The sequence below is a fragment of the Lysinibacillus sphaericus genome (assembly GCF_002982115.1).
In the GTDB taxonomy this organism is placed as follows: Bacteria; Bacillota; Bacilli; order Bacillales_A; family Planococcaceae; genus Lysinibacillus; species Lysinibacillus sphaericus.
Genome location: NZ_CP019980.1, coordinates 2326344 through 2347803 on the forward strand (window position 1 = coordinate 2326344; position 21460 = coordinate 2347803).

The 21460-nt window shown below is 35.7% G+C and carries 18 protein-coding genes, 1 pseudogene and 2 riboswitches; of the genes and pseudogenes, 13 read left to right on the forward strand and 6 right to left on the reverse strand.

Going from position 1 to position 21460, the window contains the following annotated elements:
* Positions 1-192 precede the first annotated feature (192 nt).
* Positions 193-663 carry a DinB family protein gene (locus LS41612_RS11850; RefSeq protein ID WP_024361653.1) on the forward strand — a complete coding sequence of 157 codons (471 nt, stop codon included), beginning with the start codon at positions 193-195 and terminating at the stop codon, positions 661-663.
* 113 nt (positions 664-776) lie between these two features.
* On the opposite strand, the gene LS41612_RS11855 is transcribed toward LS41612_RS11850, so the two are convergent.
* Positions 777-2381 (reverse strand): ABC-F family ATP-binding cassette domain-containing protein, encoded by a 1605-nt coding sequence (locus LS41612_RS11855; RefSeq protein ID WP_024361654.1) that lies wholly within the window; start codon positions 2379-2381, stop codon positions 777-779.
* A 714-nt stretch (positions 2382-3095) separates the two neighbouring features.
* Here LS41612_RS11855 and LS41612_RS11860 point away from each other — a divergent pair.
* The 10 genes and pseudogenes from LS41612_RS11860 to LS41612_RS11910 all read left to right on the forward strand — a co-directional run bounded on the left by LS41612_RS11860 (position 3096) and on the right by LS41612_RS11910 (position 13521).
* Positions 3096-3524, forward strand: a complete 429-nt coding sequence (locus LS41612_RS11860) for a HEAT repeat domain-containing protein (protein WP_024361655.1) — start codon at positions 3096-3098, stop codon at positions 3522-3524.
* A 604-nt stretch (positions 3525-4128) separates the two neighbouring features.
* A riboswitch (TPP riboswitch) is annotated at positions 4129-4237 on the forward strand.
* A gap of 226 nt (positions 4238-4463) precedes the next feature.
* Positions 4464-4562, forward strand: a riboswitch (TPP riboswitch).
* 132 nt (positions 4563-4694) lie between these two features.
* Positions 4695-5315, forward strand: a complete 621-nt coding sequence (locus tag LS41612_RS11865) for a thiamine phosphate synthase (RefSeq protein WP_024361656.1) — start codon at positions 4695-4697, stop codon at positions 5313-5315.
* A pseudogene (locus LS41612_RS23910) lies at positions 5299-6068 on the forward strand (FAD-dependent oxidoreductase). Before LS41612_RS11865 ends, LS41612_RS23910 begins: the two are co-directional and overlap by 17 nt.
* Positions 6058-6252 (forward strand): sulfur carrier protein ThiS, encoded by a 195-nt coding sequence (gene thiS, locus LS41612_RS11875; protein ID WP_024361659.1) that lies wholly within the window; start codon positions 6058-6060, stop codon positions 6250-6252. Before LS41612_RS23910 ends, thiS begins: the two are co-directional and overlap by 11 nt.
* A gap of 1 nt (position 6253) precedes the next feature.
* Positions 6254-7024 (forward strand): thiazole synthase, encoded by a 771-nt coding sequence (locus LS41612_RS11880; RefSeq protein WP_024361660.1) that lies wholly within the window; start codon positions 6254-6256, stop codon positions 7022-7024.
* Positions 7017-8036: a MoeB/ThiF family adenylyltransferase gene (locus LS41612_RS11885; protein WP_024361661.1), complete on the forward strand. Its 1020-nt coding sequence runs from the start codon at positions 7017-7019 to the stop codon at positions 8034-8036. The genes LS41612_RS11880 and LS41612_RS11885 overlap by 8 nt, the downstream gene beginning before the upstream one ends.
* Positions 8037-8695: 659 nt before the next feature.
* Positions 8696-9373: a response regulator transcription factor gene (locus LS41612_RS11895; protein ID WP_024361663.1), complete on the forward strand. Its 678-nt coding sequence runs from the start codon at positions 8696-8698 to the stop codon at positions 9371-9373.
* Entirely contained in the window at positions 9374-10219 is an 846-nt protein-coding gene (locus LS41612_RS11900; protein WP_024361664.1) for a sensor histidine kinase, read from the forward strand. It begins immediately after the preceding gene.
* A 112-nt stretch (positions 10220-10331) separates the two neighbouring features.
* On the forward strand, positions 10332-11012 hold the full coding sequence (locus LS41612_RS11905) for an ABC transporter ATP-binding protein (RefSeq protein WP_024361665.1): 681 nt from the start codon (positions 10332-10334) through the stop codon (positions 11010-11012).
* Positions 11005-13521, forward strand: a complete 2517-nt coding sequence (locus LS41612_RS11910) for an ABC transporter permease (RefSeq protein ID WP_024361666.1) — start codon at positions 11005-11007, stop codon at positions 13519-13521. The genes LS41612_RS11905 and LS41612_RS11910 overlap by 8 nt, the downstream gene beginning before the upstream one ends.
* 151 nt (positions 13522-13672) lie before the next feature.
* Here LS41612_RS11910 and LS41612_RS11915 read toward each other — a convergent pair whose 3' ends face one another.
* The 5 genes from LS41612_RS11915 to LS41612_RS11935 all read right to left on the reverse strand — a co-directional run bounded on the left by LS41612_RS11915 (position 13673) and on the right by LS41612_RS11935 (position 18766).
* A complete protein-coding gene (locus tag LS41612_RS11915) occupies positions 13673-14230 on the reverse strand; it encodes a hypothetical protein (RefSeq protein WP_024361667.1) in 558 nt (185 codons plus the stop codon).
* Positions 14231-14368: 138 nt separating this feature from the next.
* On the reverse strand, positions 14369-15025 hold the full coding sequence (locus LS41612_RS11920; protein WP_024361668.1) for a response regulator transcription factor: 657 nt from the start codon (positions 15023-15025) through the stop codon (positions 14369-14371).
* A gap of 16 nt (positions 15026-15041) precedes the next feature.
* Positions 15042-17342, reverse strand: coding sequence for a sensor histidine kinase (locus LS41612_RS11925; RefSeq protein ID WP_115686522.1), 2301 nt, complete (start codon positions 17340-17342; stop codon positions 15042-15044).
* Between the two features lie 330 nt (positions 17343-17672).
* Positions 17673-17834, reverse strand: coding sequence for a competence pheromone ComX (comX, locus tag LS41612_RS11930; protein ID WP_080653291.1), 162 nt, complete (start codon positions 17832-17834; stop codon positions 17673-17675).
* A 14-nt stretch (positions 17835-17848) separates the two neighbouring features.
* On the reverse strand, positions 17849-18766 hold the full coding sequence (locus LS41612_RS11935; protein WP_024361670.1) for a polyprenyl synthetase family protein: 918 nt from the start codon (positions 18764-18766) through the stop codon (positions 17849-17851).
* A gap of 357 nt (positions 18767-19123) precedes the next feature.
* Here LS41612_RS11935 and LS41612_RS11940 point away from each other — a divergent pair, with 357 nt between their 5' ends.
* Both LS41612_RS11940 and LS41612_RS11945 read left to right on the forward strand, forming a co-directional pair.
* Positions 19124-20563, forward strand: coding sequence for an FAD-dependent oxidoreductase (locus LS41612_RS11940; protein ID WP_024361671.1), 1440 nt, complete (start codon positions 19124-19126; stop codon positions 20561-20563).
* Positions 20560-21393: a N5-glutamine methyltransferase family protein gene (locus LS41612_RS11945; protein ID WP_227665442.1), complete on the forward strand. Its 834-nt coding sequence runs from the start codon at positions 20560-20562 to the stop codon at positions 21391-21393. The genes LS41612_RS11940 and LS41612_RS11945 overlap by 4 nt, the downstream gene beginning before the upstream one ends.
* The last annotated feature ends 67 nt before the right edge of the window (positions 21394-21460 follow it).

Here is a 21460-nt window from a genome sequence, read left to right on the forward strand (position 1 = left end):
CCATTATACATGATTTTACAACTATATGGGTGAACTCTACTACTTTATGAAATAGATGCTACTATCAACAGAAATTTAGAACATTTGTAGCAAAGTTGATATTGTTATGTATGTTAACCACATTCTAGAAACTTGCGATACTGTTTAGAATTGACTATGATAATGTCAGAGTCAAAAAATGGGGGCGATTTGATGTATCGACAAGTAGAAGATTTTCTAAACGACTGGTCAATTGCAGCGGAAGGAACGGTTCAAGTACTAAAAGCAATAACGGATGACAAGTTAGAGCAATGTATTGTTGAAGGGCATAATTCGTTAGGTTGGTTAGGCTGGCATTTAGTTGGTGCAGCAGGCTATTTTAGTTATTTAGCAGGTTTAACAGTGCCGATGATTCGTCAAGAAGATCCAGTTCCAGCTACAGCAGCTGAAATTGTAGCGACCTATGAAAAGTTAGCCAATAGTATTAATGAGGAAGCGGCAAAGCTATCAAATGAGGGCTTACTAGAAGAAGTGAACGGTTTTAAAGGACCGATTTCTAGAGGCGCATTATTACGCGCAATGATTGATCATCAAACACATCATCGTGGACAAATGACTGTACTATTACGACAAGCTGGTTTACCTGTACCAGGTGTATTAGGACCAACGAAAGAAATGCAATAATCTAATGAGACGGCAAATACAAGCAGTATTTGTCGTTTTTTAATTTCCAAAATAAAAACTCCCCCAAGTAAGTGGGGGAGCATCATACTATGAAACGTTATTTAGAGAAAGGTTTAGTTTAAACCTTGGCTGTCTTTCCACTCTAAAAACTCATCATAAGTTAACTGTTTGTCTAAAATCGTACCATCTTCACGGATTTCAATGACACGGTTAGCAATTGTTTGGATGAACTGATGGTCATGTGATGTGAAGATCATGGCACCTTTGAAGCGGATTAACCCTTCATTTAGCGCTTGAATGGACTCAAGGTCAAGGTGGTTCGTTGGTTCATCAAGTAAAATAACATTAGCAGTTGCTAACATCATTTTAGACAACATACAACGCACTTTTTCTCCCCCTGATAAGACAGAAGGGGATTTTTTCACTTCTTCACCAGAGAATAGCATGCGACCTAAGAAACCACGTAGGAAGCTTTCTGTTTCATCATCAGGTGAATATTGACGAAGCCATTCTACTAATGATTTTTCAGAGCCTTCAAAGTATTTATCATGATCGTTTTCGAAGTAGCTTTGAGATGTTGTGACACCCCATTTAAATGTACCAGCATCTGCTTCTTTTTCTTCCATTAGAATATCAAGAAGCGCTGTTTTTGCCATCGGGCTACCTAGTAATACGATTTTATCGTCTTTATTCATTGAGAAGCGAATGTCTTTAAATAACGTTTGACCTTCTTGACTCGCTGTCAAACCTTCCACTGTTAAGACATCATTACCGATTTCACGACCGATTTGGAAGTTGATAAATGGATATTTACGGCTAGATGGTTTAATATCGTCAAGCTCGATTTTATCCAACATTTTTTTACGTGATGTTGCTTGTTTTGACTTTGATGCATTGGCAGAGAAACGAGCAATAAACGCTTGTAATTCTTTAATTTTCTCTTCTTTTTTCGAATTTTGGTCTTGCGCCATTTTTTGCGCTAACTGAGAAGATTCATACCAGAAATCGTAGTTACCCACATATAATTGGATTTTAGAGAAATCCAAATCCGCGATATGTGTACATACTTTGTTCAAGAAGTGACGGTCATGGGATACGACGATTACTGTGTTTTCAAAGTTAATTAAAAATTCTTCTAACCATTGAATTGCTTTTAAGTCAAGGTGGTTGGTAGGCTCATCCAGTAATAGAACATCTGGTTGACCGAATAAAGCTTGTGCTAATAATACTTTGACTTTGTCAGAACCTTCAAGGTCACCCATTAACATATAATGAAGGTCATCTGAGATGCCTAAACCGTTTAATAATGTTGCAGCTTCTGATTCAGCTTCCCAACCGTTTAGCTCTGCAAATTCACCTTCTAATTCAGCAGCACGCATGCCATCTTCATCAGAGAAATCTTCTTTTGCATAAATTGCATCTTTTTCATTTTTTACATCATATAGGCGTTTGTTACCCATAATAACAGTATCTAATACTGTATGCTCATCATATTCGAAGTGGTTTTGTTTAAGGACAGATAAACGTTCGTCCTTACCCATAGAAACATTTCCTTCTTGTGCTTCAATTTCACCAGAAAGAATTTTTAGGAATGTTGATTTTCCTGCACCATTTGCCCCGATTAAACCGTAGCAATTCCCCGGTGTGAATTTTATATTTACGTCTTCAAATAGTTTACGATCGCCATAGCGAAGACCTACATTACTTACTTGAATCATGCAAGTTCCTCCTTTTTTCACAATGGCTCTAGTATATCATGAAATATGTTCCATAGTCTATAAACATTATGACAGCAACGTTTATCGTTCATTGATTTAGTGATTAGCCCTGGTGCTGCCCCAACTACTTCTAAACTGTTACTAAATAAATATACATTCATACCTCGATTTAATAAGATTGTGCAATGAGTATGTCGTAAACCATGCAAAGTAATTTTGTGAAGTGAAGTTTAAGCAGAAAAGGAGATTTTACCTATTAACTGAGGAATTGGAACAACAAACGTTATCTCTGTTTTAAATGAATTGTAATGCAGGGTATCACAGATTGTAACTTGATACACTTAATTAAACCAAAATCGGTGAGAATTATTGATAAAGTTAGTTATTTGGCAATTTGCCCTATAAGTAAATATAAAAAAGCCCCGTTTCTCGCATTAAAATTGAGAAATTCTCGTTACTCTAGAAAAGCGCACGATTGTGGAAAATCATAACCATATTTCTTCTTAAACTAAAGCCTTCGTTCGTTTAAAAAGAAAGGCAAATCTATAAAGAATAGTACATAATTATGATACGGTTCACCTTAATATAGTTAGTTTCCATTTATATATATGTGTTTACCAGCGATTCATCGCTATTTTCACCAAGACAATGTATAATAAGAAAAGCAGAAGAAGAATTCATTTTTCCTCTAGTGAAAAAAAGAGGTGCACTCACTTGAAACAATTTGAAACAGCATTACCTGAGCAGTATGAAACATTAAAAAAACAGGCCAATTATACGTCTAGCTGGCGAGAGCGTTTAGCCGCAGTCGAAATATTATCGGCTTATCAACATGACAAAATCATAGATATATTAAAAAATCGTATGGAACATGATACTGTCAACAAGGTCCAATTAGCAGCCTATGAAGCACTTGTGGCGCTTGGCGAGGACGTAGAGAAACCATCACCTGCACGTTTTGATATTATCAAAGGAACAGACAAAATTTTCCTACGGGTTAAAAAGAGCTTGCCAAAGGACCATACAGTGGCAGATTTTGCGGATAAACTAAAACGTATGCGTTTAGATGTCTTTGATGCGTATGAAGGCGACAAAGGTGCAGAATTTATGAACTGGTTAGAGGAACGTTGGGCAAAATTGTAACAATAGTTTTACGACTTATGAAAGCAAGTCATTCTCTCCGATTGTGGAGGGAATGGCTTTTTCTTATCTTACGCTGCGGTTCATCGAAACTAATATTAAATTGAATTACTTCTTCTATTGATTATCCTTCTTATTTAATGATAAAACAAACAACTTATTAACTTAACCTGCTCCTTTATTTTAAGTGAAAATCTGCACAATTTCTTAGCTCCATAACGATTTTCTTTAAATGTGTTACTCAAGAAAATGGCCCGATTGCAGAACAAGAACAATCCTATCTATCAACCTCTGTTCCAAAACTCGTAATAATCGTTTACATAACAACTGAAAAAAGCATTAACAAGGGTAGGAACAATCCTTATAGTTAATGCATTTATGAATCATTTATAGCTAAACAATGACATGATTTGCATAGCGCACTGTTGCAACATAATCCATAATTAAACTAACATCTTTTCTTAAAAATAGATTTCTATGAATTTAAAGCTGAGCTCTGTGTTTTAATGAGTTCAGCTTTTGCAGTATAAAGATTTGATTTTATTCTAATAATACATTATTGAACAATTAAATCGGTAGTGCTATACTTTAATTTGTAATTTCATACAATAATTGCTAGGAGAGCTGGTGTTGCCAGCTGAGAGTAGAGCCGTAAGCTCATGATCCTTTTACCTGATCTAGATTATGCTGGCGTAGGGAAGCAGATAGGATATTGTCTATTATACAAGTCCTTGTTTCCTTATTGTGGAAGCAAGGGCTTTTTTATCTTTCATTAACGGGCTGTATAACCCTCATCTAAAGATTGAGAGAAACGAAGAAGAAAGATGGGGGATAACTGCCTGTAAAAGCCGATTGGTTCGACTAACCATCAAGTGGGGATGAAGAAGTCCCGCTTGATGGAAGTTTCACTTTATTTGCTATAACATTTTAATTGAATATTGAAAAGACCACTAGGGGTGCACGGATGTGCTGAGAGAGGAAACTCAACTCTTTGAACCTGATCTAGATCATACTAGCGAAGGGAAGTGGCTTACTTTTTGTACTTCAATGTACAAGATTTATAGCCACTTCTCTATGCTTGAGGGGTGGCTTTTTGTATGGAATTATAATGAAAGGAAGTGAACAACAACTTAATTTCTATTTTAGATATGAAAGAATAGGATGATTTAAGAAATGAATAAAAAAATAGCGCTCCATATCATTACAGATGGCCAGCATTCACTACATGAAGTGGTCCATTTTGTAACTAAGTTTGAACCCTATATAAGCTATTTGCATATTCGTGAGCCAAGTTGCACTGCTTCTGAACTCTTTGATTGTATAAGAAAATTAAAATATGCAGGCTTTCCATTACAAAAGATTGTGATTAATGATCGAATCGATGTTGCACTTGCTGCGGATGTTTCTCATGTGCAAATAGGTTATCGTAGTATTCCTGTAGCTATCGCAAGTGAGAAGTTCTCAAATCTTAAAATTGGTGCATCTATTCACTCTCTAGAAGAAGCTACAAATACAAAGGCCGATTGGTTACTCTATGGACATATTTTTGATACAGAAAGTAAGAAAGGAATCGCTTGTCGTGGAACAAAATTATTACAACAGCTTGTAAGCAATGTATCTATTCCTGTGATTGCTATCGGTGGAATCACTCCGCAAAATACAAAAGAAGTATGTGCGTCAGGAGTTTCAGGAATTGCAGTGATGTCAGGAATTTGGCAGGCAAATGACCCTATTGAAAAGGTAAAAGAATATGCTCGTCAACTTAAGGAGTGGGAAGATGAAAAGTTTCGATAGTATGTTCATCATCGGTAGTACAATCGCACATTGACTTGCTGAACGCGTTTTACACGTAGCAATTCTTGAGAAAAAGGTAATTGCAGAGGGTGCTTCACATGTAGCTGCTGGATTACTAGGGGTTCAGCACAATGGGATGACGATCTTTTGTATGAAATGGTAAGAAAAAGTCGAACAAACATTATTTCCAAAAGTAGCCGAAAAAATCCGTGCAAAAACAGGTATTGATATAGGGTACGAAGTGAAAGGAATATACAGGATTGCAAATTCAGAAGAAGAATTTGAACGTATTCAACAAATTCGCTTTTGGCAAGTATCAGCTGGAGAAGAAACATTGTTGCTTTTTTCAGAAGAATTAAGAAATTTTGAACCAAATGGAAGTAATTTCCTTAAAAGTAATCTCCCATTACTTAATGCTCCTATATTTTTAAAACGATTTTATATTGTATCAAAACGTTATAGTAAATACGTCACTGGTGCAACGATAGAGCCAAATTTATATCAAGAGATGTTAAAGCAATGAGTATTGTAGACATATTACAAAAGGCATTTTCTATTGTTTCAGCCCTACAAGATGCGAGTTGGGACCGAACATGGGCAGGATTACGAAATGGAGGCAGACGTTATATGGAAGTACATTCGACAATTCAAGGGCAATTTGTATCAACAGGACATTATCGTTATAGCATATTGCTAAGCCCATTCGTAGGAGAATATATGTCAGATTTAATGGTGAAACACTATGTTTATTAATGGAAATAGGATGGAAGTTCCAGACCATGTGAAAACAATTGAGAGCTTATTGATTCACTTAGGGCTTCAGGAAAAAATAGTTGTTGTCGAACAAAACGGCGTAATTTTGAAAAAAGAAAATTATTCGACAGTGGTTAAGTCTACTGATTCTATTGAGATTGTTACATTTGTCGGAGGGGGTTAACATGTATCAAATTGGACCATATACATTTACTTCAAGATTATTACTAGGAACAGGGAAATTTTCAGATTTTGATATTCAAAAAGGAGCAATAGAAGCATCAGAAGCTGAAATTTTAACATTTGCTGTGCGTCGTATGAATATTTTTGAACCATCCCAGCCTAATTTGCTAGATAAAATAGATTTATCAAACTATCGATTATTACCAAATACTGCTGGTGCGAAAACAGCTGAGGAAGCAGTACGTATTGCTAAACTAGCAAAAGCATCTGGGTTATGCGATATCGTGAAAGTTGAAATAATCGGGTGTGATGATACATTATTGCCTGATCCATTAGAAACATATCGTGCATGTGAAATGCTTTTAGCAAAAGGGTTTATTGTACTACCGTATACTTCAGATGATGTCGTTCTTACTCGGAAATTACAAGAACTAGGGGTTCATGCCATTATGCCAGGTGCGTCGCCAATTGGTTCAGGACAAGGAATTTTAAATCCATATAATTTACAAGTTATCATTGAACAAGCGACAGTACCTGTTATTGTAGACGCAGGTATAGGTACTCCGTCTGATGCAGCACTTGCTCTTGAACTAGGTGCGGATGCAGTCTTGCTAAATTCAGCAGTTTCTGGTGCGAAGAATCCAGTGCAGATGGCAGAAGCTATGAAACTAGCAATTCATGCAGGTAGACTAGGTTTTGAAGCAGGAATCATAAAGAAAAAAGAGCGGGCTCAAGCTAGTAGTCCTTCACAGGGGATGAGTATTATTGATTAATCGCTATTCAAGACAGGAACTATTTTCATTTATAGGACAAGTTGGCCAAAAAAAAATTCAACAAAAACACGTACTTATTGTTGGAGCAGGAGCATTAGGTAGTAGCAATGCCGAAATACTTGTACGTGCTGGAATAGGTAAGTTATCCATAGTGGACCGAGATTATGTAGATTGGTCAAATTTACAACGCCAACAACTATACAGTGAAGAAGATGTGTTTCAACATTTGCCAAAAGCTGTTGCTGCAAAACAAAGATTAGAGAAAATTAATCGTGATGTGCTGATTGAAGCGTTTGTTCTAGACATTTCGTCATCTGAACTTTTTGCGTTTCAAGATGTAGATCTAATCATCGATGCAACAGATAATTTTGAAACACGTTTCTTACTAAATGATTTTGCAGTCAAGTATGAAATTCCATGGATTTACGGAGCATGTGTAGGTAGCTATGGTATTACATATACCATTTTGCCGCATGAAACACCTTGCCTACACTGTTTGATGGAAATCATTCCTTTATCCGGAGGGACAACTTGTGATACTGTAGGAATTATTGCGCCTACAGTTACGCAAGTTGTGTCACATCAAATGGTAGAAGCATTGAAAATCTTAGTGGAAGATTGGGAAGCAATCCGAAAAGAATTATTGGCATTTGATTTGTGGAAAAACGAGCAAACAAAGATCAATGTAAAAAGTTTAAAAAAGTCTACATGTTTGACTTGTGGATTAAACCCAACCTATCCATATTTAACGAAAGAATCAATAACCAAGGTTGCAGTACTATGCGGTCGTAATACGGTTCAAATTCGTCCTGCAAAACCAAAGTTAGTTAATATTATTGAGTTTGAAAAGAACCTGGCTCCACATGTTCAACATTTGAAGTCAAATCCATTTTTAATTCATTTTCAAGTTAATCAAAATCAGATTATTCTTTTTCGGGATGGACGTGTATTAATTCATGGAACGAATGATATTGTAGAAGCGAAGAAAATCTATCATCAATATTTTGGATGAGGATAGGTATAAAATGTTCCATATTTCCGAGGGCAAGTACGATTTCGTGTAATGGACCTCATTTTCAAGATTTACCTGACCAAGAAAACTATCGTTTAAAAGCAAAAGCAGATAATGCAATAATTGGTACGAACGTGAAAATTGTTGATGAGTTAGGCGATGAAGTATCACATGAGAGCATATCTGTTGGGGAAGTCATCGTCATAATGTTGGGATGAAGGGCTATTGAAAAAACGAACAAGCAACAATATTGTCGATAAAAGATGAAAGACGGCGACATTAGCCGTGTATTTAAGCTAGTTTAAATTATTTTTAATACCTCTTTTAAGTTAGTATAAAAATGAAAACTTAGAGGAGGTTTTTTTATGTACAATCAACACATTTTGTATTTCACCGTTTTCAACTTTTTCAACCTAATAATTTCGAACAGCTAGCGAGGGAGACAGGTCAATTGAACAAATGCTAATAAAGCATATCCATTTACTCTTTCAATCATATCAGCAGTATTGCTAAGGATAATAATCCAGCAAGCGAGAGAAGATACAAACATGGTAAACTTTTATATGTACTACCCGATAAAATATTTTTGAAGTGGTAGGGCGCAATTTAATGCTCGAGGAGCGAAAATCCATAACTTCGCTCTGAAGGAAGGTGAGTATTTGTATAAAATTATGATTGTTGAAGATGACAAGGCATTGTCAAATGGTATTGCTCTTGCTTTGCAAGGGAGTGAAATGGATGTTCTGCCATTTCACAGTATTCAATCGGCAAAAATGCAGTTATCTAATACTAACTTTGATTTGTTGATATTGGACATTAATTTGCCTGATGGGAACGGACTAGACTTGCTGTGCGAAGTGAAAAGAAACAGTACTATACCTGTAATCATGCTCACAGCAAACGATATGGAAACAGACATTGTAGCAGGACTTGAAATGGGAGCAGATGATTACATTACTAAACCATTTAGCCTTGCCGTGTTGCGTGCAAGAGTAAATACGCAGCTCAGAAAACAAGTGGTCACAAAAGGAAATCAATTTAAACAAGATCACTTTGTTTTTGACTTTGACCGCATGGAATATTTTAAAAACGGAAAGGTAGTAGAGCTGAGTAAAACCGAGCAAAAACTGCTAAAAATTTTAACAGCCAACAAAGGCGTTACTTTAGAACGCAGCGTATTGGTTGAACGTATTTGGAGCGATGGCGCACATTATGTGGACGAAAATGCTTTGTCTGTTACGCTAAAAAGATTACGGGACAAGCTTGAGGATAACCCTACAAAACCCGTATATATAAAAACAGTGTATGGTATAGGTTATTTATGGGCGGTGAAATAAATGGCGTTTTTTAAAGCAAATAAGGTCATTGATCGATTAAACAAAATGATTGATAATGCGATAGAGGGAAGACCTATTGAAAATGGATTTGATGAAAGCAAGCTGTCTGCGCTGGAAACTAAATTATCCCACTATCTTACAGCAAACAGTGCCACAAAAATACAGTTAGCTGACGAAAAATCACAAATCAATCAACTGATTTCCGATATATCTCATCAAACGAAAACGCCTCTTGCTAATATTCTGCTCTATACTCAACTTTTAGCGGAAAGTGAGCTGTCTGACTATGATCAAAACTGTGTGGCAGCTTTAACGCAGCAGGCAGAAAAATTAAACTTTCTTATTTCTTCTCTTGTAAAAGCATCTCGGCTTGAAACGGGAATTATTACAGTTACCCCTACAAACAACAACGTAGCGAACATGCTTGAAACGGTTATAGAGCAGGCTACACCGAAAGCTATAGGAAAAAACATTGCTTTAACGGTAGATAGTAGGGATGTAGAGGCAGTCTTTGATCCAAAATGGACAGTGGAGGCACTATACAACATTGTAGATAATGCCATTAAATATACACCTAGTGGCGGAAGTGTCCAGTTATCTGTCACTCCGTATCAGCTTTTTTGCAGGATTGATGTGGCTGATACAGGACTCGGTATTTCAGAGGATGAAACGGCAAAGATTTTTTCTCGTTTTTATCGTTCACAGGAGGTAACCGACAAAGAAGGCGTCGGCCTTGGTCTTTACCTTGCGAGAGAAATCATTACAGCCCAAGGCGGATATATAAAGGTCAAGTCTAGGTTGGGAGTTGGCTCTGTTTTCTCGGTGTTTCTTCCAATTAAAAATTGAATTCTTTCAGCACTGTTAGATTTGATTTTGCTTCAGAAAGATTCTCGAAAGATTCGAAGTTTATAATATGAATTGCAGAGATGGAAGACATATTTTTTTGGAGGAAATTTAAATGATCATACTTGAAACAAAGGATTTAATGAAAATTTACGGGAAAGGGGATACTGCCGTTCATGCATTGGATGGCGTCAGTATGAAAGTGGAGAACGGTGAGTTTGTTTCGATTGTAGGTACTTCCGGTAGTGGCAAATCCACATTGCTTCATATGCTTGGCGGTCTTGATCGCCCGACTAGCGGAAGGGTGATTGTGGATGGTCAAGAACTTTTTAAGTTAAAGGATGAAGAACTTACGATTTTCCGCCGCCGAAAAATAGGCTTCGTTTTTCAAAATTATAATCTTGTCCCTACTTTAAATGTCTATGAAAACATTGTTCTTCCTATTGGCTTAGATGGCAATACGCCTGATAAAGCATATGTGGATGCCATTATTCACACGCTTGGTCTTGAGCGTAAACTTCAAAATATGCCCAATAATTTATCTGGAGGGCAGCAGCAGCGCGTTGCTATTGCTAGAGCTTTGGCATCAAAGCCTGCCATTATTTTAGCCGATGAGCCAACGGGAAACTTGGATACTAAAACCAGTCAAGATGTTCTGTCTTTATTTAAAGTAACAAGTAGACAATTCAAGCAAACGATTGTCATGATTACCCATGATGAGGAAATCGCACAGCTTGCAGACAGAATTGTCCGTATAGAAGACGGACAGATTGTAGATGGTGGTATCCATGCTTAAAGTAAATAGTAAAAGAACCATTCATTTGCTTGCAAAAAGTTCGTTCAAAGCAAGTAGAATGAGAAACTTATTTGCTATCGTTGCAATTATTTTGACTTCGGTCATGTTTTCGGGGCTATTTACAGTAGCTACAAGCCTTGTTGCATCGATTGAGGAAAGTACTATGCGACAGGTGGGCGGCAGTGCACATGGTAGCTTTAAATATCTGTCAAAAGCGCAATATGACGCGCTGAAAACGCATCCTGATATTAAAGATATTTCTTTCTCTGTCGTTTTGGGCGTGGGTGAAAATAAGGAGCTAGCCAAACACCCTACTGAAATTCGATACACTAGCGGTGAAAACAATGCAAAGGGTATGTTTTCTATGCCGACAACAGGAAAACTTCCACAAAATGATGATGAAATTGCCACAGACACACTCGTTTTAAAGCAACTTGGTGTTTCTGCGAAGCTAGGTCAGAAGGTTACCTTAGACTATTCTTTAGCAGGGGAAAAAATAAGCAAAACCTTTACACTGGTAGGTTATTGGACAGGTGATAAGGTTATGCAGGCAAGTCAAGCATGGGTGAACAAAAGCTATGTGGAGAAGCAACTTGCCAATTACAAACCAAGTAAGCAGGGCTATGATGTAGGTCTTATCAACGCTGATGTCAATTTCAAGAACAGTTTTCGTATTGAAAGCAAGCTGCAAAAAGTGATTGTAGACAGTGGGTTCAGTCTGGACGACATTGATTATGGCGTCAACTGGGCTTATGCCGGAAACGGTGAATCTCTAGACATAAGTACCATCGTTGCGACTGTTGGTGCCATTTTAATGATTGCTTTTAGTGGTTATTTAATGATTGCTAATGTATTTACAATTAGTGTGGCAAATGATGTACGGTACTATGGACTGATTAAAACAATTGGTACAACTCCAAAGCAAATTCGCAAATTGATACGTAGACAGGCGATGTGGCTCTGTTTCATCGGTTTGCCAATTGGGTTGCTAGTTGGATATCTTGTGGGAATGATGCTAGTTCCGATTGTCTTGTCTATTATGAACACCGATGTCATTAAAATATCAGCTCATCCACTTATCTTTATTTTGTCTAGTATTTTTTCAGCAGTCACTGTTTTTGTCAGTGTTTCAAAGCCGTCAAAAATTGCGGCAAAAGTCAGTCCGATTGAAGCGCTTCGTGTTACAGATAACAGTGCAGGGAGTAAACGGAAGATAAAGAAAGGGACTAAAGTAAATTTGTGGACGATGGCCTATTCAAATCTTGCTCGCAATAAAAAGAAGGTCGTGCTTGTCTCCATCTCACTTTCTTTAGGGCTTGTGATTTTAAATGCTACCTATTCGATTGCAAACAGCTTTGATATGGATGAATATTTAAGCCGTTCTATCATGAACGATTTTGCAGTGGGAGACGTGTCTAACTTTAATGTCAATCTCAACTATAGCAACCAAGACACGTTAAGCGAAGGCTTTTTCTCTGAGCTGTCCTTACAAGAAGGCATCGAAAGCATCAATAACATCTATTTTACAGAATATGAAGTACCAACAGGGCCGCGCTTTGTCGATATTCCTAAACAATTGGCGAAGGAATATGGCGCAGATAGTAAGAGAGTTGAAGCACTTAAACGCTATGCTCAAGAACCAAAACAACTATTGCACCTGTATGGTCTTGATGAGGGTGCTTTGCAAAAGTTAATCTTACTGCATGGCAAAATAGAGGAGCAAAAGCTTTATTCGGGAAAATATGTGATAGCTGCACCATTTGATGCACAAGGCAATATTTTATACTATGCAATCGGTGACAAAATTCAGCTTCCAGATCCAACCGGACAAATGCTGGAATATGAAGTGCTTGCTGTTGCGGACATTCCAGAAAGCATAAGCGCAAGACACTCGCATCCGTTAACGCCAACATTTTATTTGCCAAGCCAAGTCTTTTTAGAGCAAATTGAACAAAAAGCCCCAATGCTAAGCACGATTGATGTGCAAGATAGCGCAATGGAAAAAATGGAGCGTTTTTTAGCAAACTATAGTACTAACACCGACCAAAACATGGAATTTGAATCCAAGGCGTCTTTAGCGGCAGAATTTGAAAACTTGCAAAAAACGTTGAAAATCGTTGGGATTACCATCAGCATTCTAGTGGCTTTCATTGGCATTATGAATTTCATCAATTCTGTCATTACCTCCATCAATGCACGTCGACGAGAGCTTGCGATGCTACAAAGTATCGGTATGCTAAATAGACAGGTAATTAAAATGCTTATACTGGAAAGTACCATGTATATTCTGCTAACTATAGCTGCAACGCTTACTATTGGAAGTGCAATTTGCTATCTGGGCCTAAATGCATTTACAGCAGGGGCAGCCTATATGAAGCTATATTTTACAGTTGTTCCATCACTGCTATGTCTTCCAATACTTCTTGTCATAGCAATAATAGTTCCTGTCATGTGCCAAAAGGTCATTTCAAAAAGCAGTATTGTAGAGCGATTACGTAAAATAGAGTAGGTACCTATTACCATCAAACCTTTGAGCTAGCTAATTATAGCTCCGAATTTACACGCAACAAGGCAACTCTCTTGGGGTTGCCTTTTGTGTATCTACTAAAGGGGTAGCGAAGAGAAGTGAATGCGAGATTGTTGTTTTGCAGCATAGGCATTCACGATGACTTATACAATTTATACATGGCCGTTTCGTTATCAATGGATTGAGCAATTTTAAAAGCTTCCTCTTGCGTTTTATGATTATTTATAATTTCATATAAAAACCTTATAACGAACATAAAATTAGCATTACCGTCTATGTAATCATCAGGGCCTATATAAGAGTGACAACCACATGCAAGAAAAGCGTTTGCTAGCTGTTCCTTGCCTAATGTGCAACCAGAGCCTATCACTTTCACATCTTTTATATTCGTATATTGTTTAATCTCTTGCTGTCCAAAAAAATCACCTCTTGGCTCATTGCCTTCATAAACATCTTCACCAAGTTCAGGCATACATAATCTACCTTCATCTCCATGAAAATTTAAAATTAAATAATCTACTTTATTATCAAGTTCTTTACCGGATAGAACATCAATCAGATCATTGGGTCTACCTATCCAATGTATATTTACCCTTACGCCAAAATACTCTAGTGCTGATCGTATAGCATACGATTCCATATCACAATTCGGTCCTACGACTAAACTGACATACATTTCAGGTCTACTCAACTTACATCCTCCTTTTTACGTCAATTCACATGCTACAACTTTACAATTAAAGGGATATTGCAGGAAGTTGAACTGAACGAAACCGCCTGTATCCCTTTGACATGTCTTTTCAATTTCCGTTTGGTGAATCTATTCAATTTAGCTATCCGGAATAAATAGATTAGAGATTAAGCCATATTTTTGAGCTATTTGTAGTGCTTCAATTCTAGAATTTGCTTTTAATTTTGAAAAAATTTTAGTTAAGCTGTATTCGATTGTACGTTGGCTGACATATAACTCTTCCGCAATCATTTTATTTGTGTAACCTTTGGAAATAAGCTCAAGGATATTTTGTTCCTTATTCGAAAGCGTGATAATACTATTCTCTTCAAAATTATTATTAGAAGAAATCGAATTTCTCCGGAGTTGGCGTAATAAAGATAGTGGAATGATTACTTCTTCATTCAATGCACAATAAATAGCATTTACGAGCTGTTCAGAGCTGGACATTTTGCTTACAAAACCAGCAATACCTGCATTAATTAATAAATCAAAATGGGTATTAATATCAAAACCTGTATAAATGACAATTTTCGCCTCAGGATTTACTTGTAAAATTCTTTTAGACAGTTCCAGTCCATTAATGTCAGGCATATACAAATCTACAAGAAAAATATCGAATGTTGGGTTAGAGGCAGCTTGGATAATTTCATCGATATTTTTTAATATCGTGACTTCCATACCTGCAGTTTCCAAAATAGCCTTTGTACCCGTTCGTACTGCAGGATGATCGTCCACAATTAAAACTCTAATCAAAAATCTCACCTCTATTTCAAATAATGATGCAAATGTGAAGTCCTTTGTTCAATGAAGAATTAATTTCTATCGTTCCATTTAAAATTCGAACACGTTCTTTAATGCTGAACATACCGATTTTATTCGTATCCATTTCAGATGACTCGAGTAATCCCACACCATCATCATCATATAGCAGAATGATATGGCATTCATCGTAAAATATCGAAAGTTCTACTTCGTTTGCATTCGCATGCTTACGAGCATTGTTGAGTAGTTCTTGAACAATTCGATAAATATTAATTTCAAATTCATATGAAAGCCCTTCAAGCCGCCCATCATAATCAAAATAAATAGAAAAATCACAATGTTGTCGTGTTGATTCAATCATATGTCCTAAAGCTTGTTCTAGTCCTTCTTCTTTTAAAAAGGGAGGACGAAGTTCAATGCATGTTTCTCGTACTAAATGAGCTATGTCGATGATATCTTCTTTTAGACAGTCTAGCTCTTTACTTATTGATGATTTTTCAGCATGTTTAATAAGTCCTTCTATATTTCTTATTAATTGTAATAAGCCTTGTAAAACACTGTCATGTAAATCCATGGATAAATTAATACGTTCTTTTTCGGTCACATGCATGAGCAGTTTTGAATAGGAAGTAGGCATGATTACTTCATCAATATTATTTTTATAAGAGTCGAGTTGGCATTTCAACTCTTCAATTAAGTAATTATTTTCTAAAACAATACTTGAAAAATAAGATATCGACTCTAGCCACGCCTTTTCTTGTGGGTTCAGTTTTGCATTATTTTTCTTTTGTTCAAAATAGATAATTTCTTTACTAATGCCGTTACTACCGATAACCGTTGCGAAGCCTTTATGTACTTTAAGCAAGGAACCATTTGAATACTGCGCCCAATTAATTTTTTGAATGGCATTATTTACGAGGCTTTGGTGAGCCGTTTTAACAGTCCAATTGTCTACTGCGGGTCTTTTTTCAATTTGGATATAGTTTAAGTTATCAACAGAAAGTACATCTTTAATTTGCTTTTGAAGTGCGTCAATCAATGTAAAAGGATTGGTTTCAAATTTCACTTTTTGGAAAAAGCCATATAAGCTAATGTCTAATCGATTATTTTTAGAAAATAAATGAGGATTTAATTTATAGTCTAAATAATCTTTAATATAGAGCAAGATGCAAGAAAGATAGAATATAAAGATGCCCAGTATAAGAATTTCAATCGATAATAGATGTACTTCAGTCATAAAACTTATTATAAGCGTGGTTAGTATAGAAAATGGTAAAGATAATAACGTAAAGTATTTAATTTTATTTAAAAAGAAGTCAATATCTATTAATTCATAGGTCAATTGCAAATAAACTAAAATAATAGGAATAATGAAAATAAAGATTCCTGTTATTTCAGCAGAAATAATATAACGATCGTGGAAAATAATTGGTAGTGCATAAAACAATATAAATGGTGAGAAGGCAATAAAGTAACCTGAGAACATTATTTTTAGTTTAATGCGTACATTCGGTTCATGGTTAATATAATAGTACCTTATAAGTAAAAATAGTAAGAAAAATATTAAAGACGAAAAAAATTTTAATTGAATAGTCGTACTCGAAATTTCTAGGTCTTTATTAACAAAGGAGACAAATGATATGGCCATAATAAGAAAATATAAAAGGTATAATACTTTAAGATAACAGGTTTTAATGAATGGAAGTTTAGAATAAGAAAAATGTAAATATAAAAAATGTATAAATAAAATAACGAATATTGGAAGCGTGATCGTATTGACGCTACGTCCAATTACATCTCCTCTTGCAGAAATCGGGGCGCTACTATAACAAAGCGCAATCGTTAATAAAAAATAAGTGAGAACCTGTGATGAACTTTTTTCAGAATGTCGGGTATTCAATATGATTGCTAGCGCAATCGCAATGATGACAGATAAAATTTTAACGAAAAGTTGCACTTCAAGCATTAAACTTTTATTTCCGTTTTCAACGATAAATGTAACAGTTTCATTAGCAGCATTAAGAATAGTTAGAGACTCAGCTAACTCTATTCGTTGGAAATAAATGATAGAGTGATGAAGTGAAGGATGAGCGTTATTGACTTTTAAGATTTGGTCACCTGGTTGGATATTTTGATTTATTCCCCATGAATTTTCATAAATAGTATCTACAAAGTATTGTTTATCTTTATTTAATACCTCTATCCCAATTAAAGGATATTTCATTGTAAGATAAAAAAAATAAATGATTAATAGTGTAGTAATAAAAATGGGGAATCCCATCCAAATAAATTTTTGCTTTTTCATCATTTCCTCCTTAGAAGTAAGTGACAATCCATAGGAGTGACATATTAAAATAGAGGGAATTGGCTATTATGAATATTGGACGTAGAAATTAAGTTTTAGCGTATTCCCTTTTGTTGCCATTACAAATAAATGAAGAGTCGTAACCCTTAATTTATTTATGATGTATAGTTCCTTTCAAATGCAATAGGTAGGGATGGTGTGTGTATAGTGGTGATGTATTCAGCTTGCTTTTTAGTTTGCTCGTGCATTTTTTCGAGAAAAAGGCTACAAGTATTATCGTAGTTTCCTCTTCTGCTTATCGTGGTCCTATTGCGTTATACTGTTACGTTGAAGTTATTTCCAGTAATAGGCTTGCAACTGCGGTTTTTTACTTAAAACAACGTCTATAAGAGCCTTATTCTCTTCTGGAGAGATACCTATAATACAAATTTTATTGTTTTTTAAGAGATGTAAAACTTCAGTGTCTTTCATTAGATAGTGAATGATGTTTTTCATATGAAGATCTCCTTTTAAATGTATTTAAGTAGTGCTTCTTTATATTTTTTAGTAATTGATAATGACATGATGCTGGATTCAGCCTTGTTCCGATACAGTTGTTGGGTGACTTTTGAATAAAGAAAAGCACCTGTTTCTTCTAACAGTGATTCAATCACTTTAGCTAGCTCCAATATTTCGTGTTTTTCTATACTACCGTTGTAATAGTTTTGGATTTTTTCTATCACCGGATGATTTTGTTCCACGGCTAACAAATATAAAATGGGTAAAGTCCATTTTTTATTCAGCAAATCATTTTTCCCATCCCAACATTTCATACCTTCCATATCATTTTGAATCTGACCAATTACCCCGATGTGACTACCGTAAAATTGAACTTCAGTTGCTTTATCCGGATTCGCAAGAACAGTTCCTATTAAACAAGCTAACTCCGTTAAGGACCCAGACTTTAAAACAACCATGTCAATATAGCGATCTTCACAAGATATATTGTTTAATAAATCGATATGTTGTCCTTCAATAGCACGCAAAGCTTTTGTGATCAAGAGTTCTAATGCTATATATTTATGTTTAAAATCGGATTCTTTAATGATTAACTGACATAAAAAGAGTAAGTAACTTGAAATATTTAACGATAAATTTTGGTGTTGAACCCAAGGCGATGAAAGATTATCTTGGTCTTCAATATCATCTAAAATATCAAAAGATAAAATAAGAAGTTCAATTGCCGCTGCTACTTTAAAAATGTGATTTTCTATTTTATTGTTATAAATCACATAATGGAGTACGACTAACTCCCCAAATAAATAACCTTCCTCTTTCTTAAAGTCGATAAATTCATATATCTGCGTTTTCATATCCTTATTCGTTACATAAGTCTCTAAAATATCTACCATAGTTGAATACAATCGATTATTAACATCTAAACTCATCTATAACACCACCATCTCGTAAATAATACCACATATTAACATTATATAAAATTATATCCTAAACATTGTAAAATAAGGAACTGCTAATATAGGTTAAATAAAGGTGGCAATAAGCTTTTTCGTGCTTATTATCGCTGCCAAACTGAATGCATTGGTCGGTTTTTTCAAATTATTTTCGGTATACCGAAATATGATTTTCGGTGAATTGCAACAGAAAATATGTGAAGATTTAAATGTCAGAATTATTTTAATACCGGTTAATTAAGTGATTTCTAGACTTTAAGTAATGATAGTAAGTAGTTTCATTTAGATTTGCTAATGAATCAAAAAATTCAAAGTATATTGGAGGCTTATATAATGAGCAATGTTAATTTCGATACGATTATTGTAGGGAATGGAGCAATAGGATCTTCTATAGCATACGAACTTTCCTCTAGAGGTCAAAAGGTTGCACTTATAGGGAAGGAAGCACGTGAATCAGCAGCATCTACAGCTGCTGGCGCGATGAATGGCTGTTATGGAGAAGTGACTGAAAGTCTTATGAAAAGTGAATTCGGTCGAAAAAAATTATTAATGGACATTAAGGCTAAAAATATGTGGGAAGGTTGGCTATCCAAACTGACGAAAGATTCAGGTGATGAAAGAGAAGTAATCATTGCCCACGGTACGGAAGTAATCCTTAACACGGCAGGAACAAGAGATGTAGATTCTGTTAACTTTATGAAAATTGAACAAGCGCTAAAAGAAAACTCGGAACGCTATGAAGTAATAGATCCAGATAACCACGTATGGCTAGAGGCAGATGAACAAGTAAGACCTCTTAAAGCATTACTAATACCAGAAGAAAATGCAGTTGATCCTAACATTTTATTAGCTAAACTTTCCAAAGCCATTCATAATCTTGGAGGAACCCTTTTCAATGAACATGCACTATCAGTAATTACAGAAGGCAATCAAGTTTGTGGGATTGAACTGAGCGAACAGAAAATTTTTGCAAAAAATATCATTATCGCTGCAGGGGTTCATTCGTTAGATTTATTAGATTTCGATTTAGAATTGAAAAATAAAATACCGCCAATGTTTTCAGGGTACGGTGTGTCAATACTTTTAGAATTAGATGACATAGAAAATTATAACAGGGTCATTCGAACGCCAAATCGAGCATTTGCCTGCGGTTTACATTGCGTTCCTCGAAATGGGAAAGAGCTTTACATCGGTGCAACCAATATACTATCGGATATTCCAAGGAAAAATGCCTATGTATCGGATGTACAATTTTTATTAGATTGTGCAGTAGAACAATTACACTTAGATCTTTTTAATGCCGACATTAAAAAAATTCAAGTTGGAAATAGACCGATACCAGCTGATGGATTCCCGTTAATCGGTCAAATTAAATATGATGGTCTTTGGTTGGCTACAGGAACATATAGAGATGGGTTACACCAATCTCCTTTAATCGCTGAACACTTAGCTAACGAAATAAGTGGGATTGTAAACGATATTGACCTTTCTGATTTTCATCCAATTCGAAAGCCTCTCTATAATACACCAAGACATGAATTGATTGCTAAAACAACATCCGAAATGTTCGCCACTGGTTACGAATATCGTTGGGACGTGCAACCTTATTGGCATCCTATTTTAGAAAAAGGAATGCTTCATAGTTTTGAAGAAATTTTAGACGAGCTACATAAGGAATTTGCTCCACCACCTGAAATCCTTTCTCTTTACCTGACACATCCTAAATCTTCTAAAGAACAGCTAAGAACATACTACAATGCGTGGAGTGAATGATGAAGACAAAAGATGATTATATTAACTTGTTAAAAAACGCAGGAGTTTGGGACCCTGTGGGAGACTACGAAAAAATATACAGTCAATATTATTTTACAGAAGCGGGACAAAATGACCCAATAGCAGTAAAGGAATTTGAGGCAGACATTCATGAAAGATGTAATAGAATTCCGTTGGAGCATATTGTAGGCTACGCAGAACTGAACGCTAATAGATATGTTGTTGGAACAGGCGTTTTTATACCGAGAATTCAAAGTTTGGGGATCGTTGAGTGGCTGAAAGAAAATAAAGCAATTGCTCCGAGTTCTTTCGTATATGACTTATGTTCTGGTTCGGGTGCAATCGGGATAGAAATTTGGAAAATGACAAATGCAAACATTGTCTGTATAGAAAAATCAGATTTAGCTACTAAGTATCTCAAGCGAAACATTTTGCGTCATAATGCCGAGAAGGTTGACGTTTATCAAGGAGACATCAAAGAATATTTTGATGATATGCCACAAAAAGCAGTCGAAGCAGAGATTGTTATATCCAATCCCCCATATGTACCGAAAGAAATGGCGCAACCCCCTGAGTGGGGGGTGCATCATCCAGAAGAATCGGTCTATGCAGAGCAGGATGGCCTAGATATTATTTATGCTTCAGCTTTATTTGCCAATAGAGCATTAAAAAAAGACGGCGTTGTATTAATCGAACATGATGAAAACCAAGGAGAAAGCGTCAGTGCGATATTAGCAAGCAATAATTTTTATAACATCCAAACAATCGTAAGCGAGAAATATTCTGACGAGACAGGACTCTCCATCTTTACTATAGGTTATAAGCTATAAATAAATATCCAAGAAATATCTCAAATCATAAGGGTACAATCTTTTATCTTTATAAATCGTTCTCAAT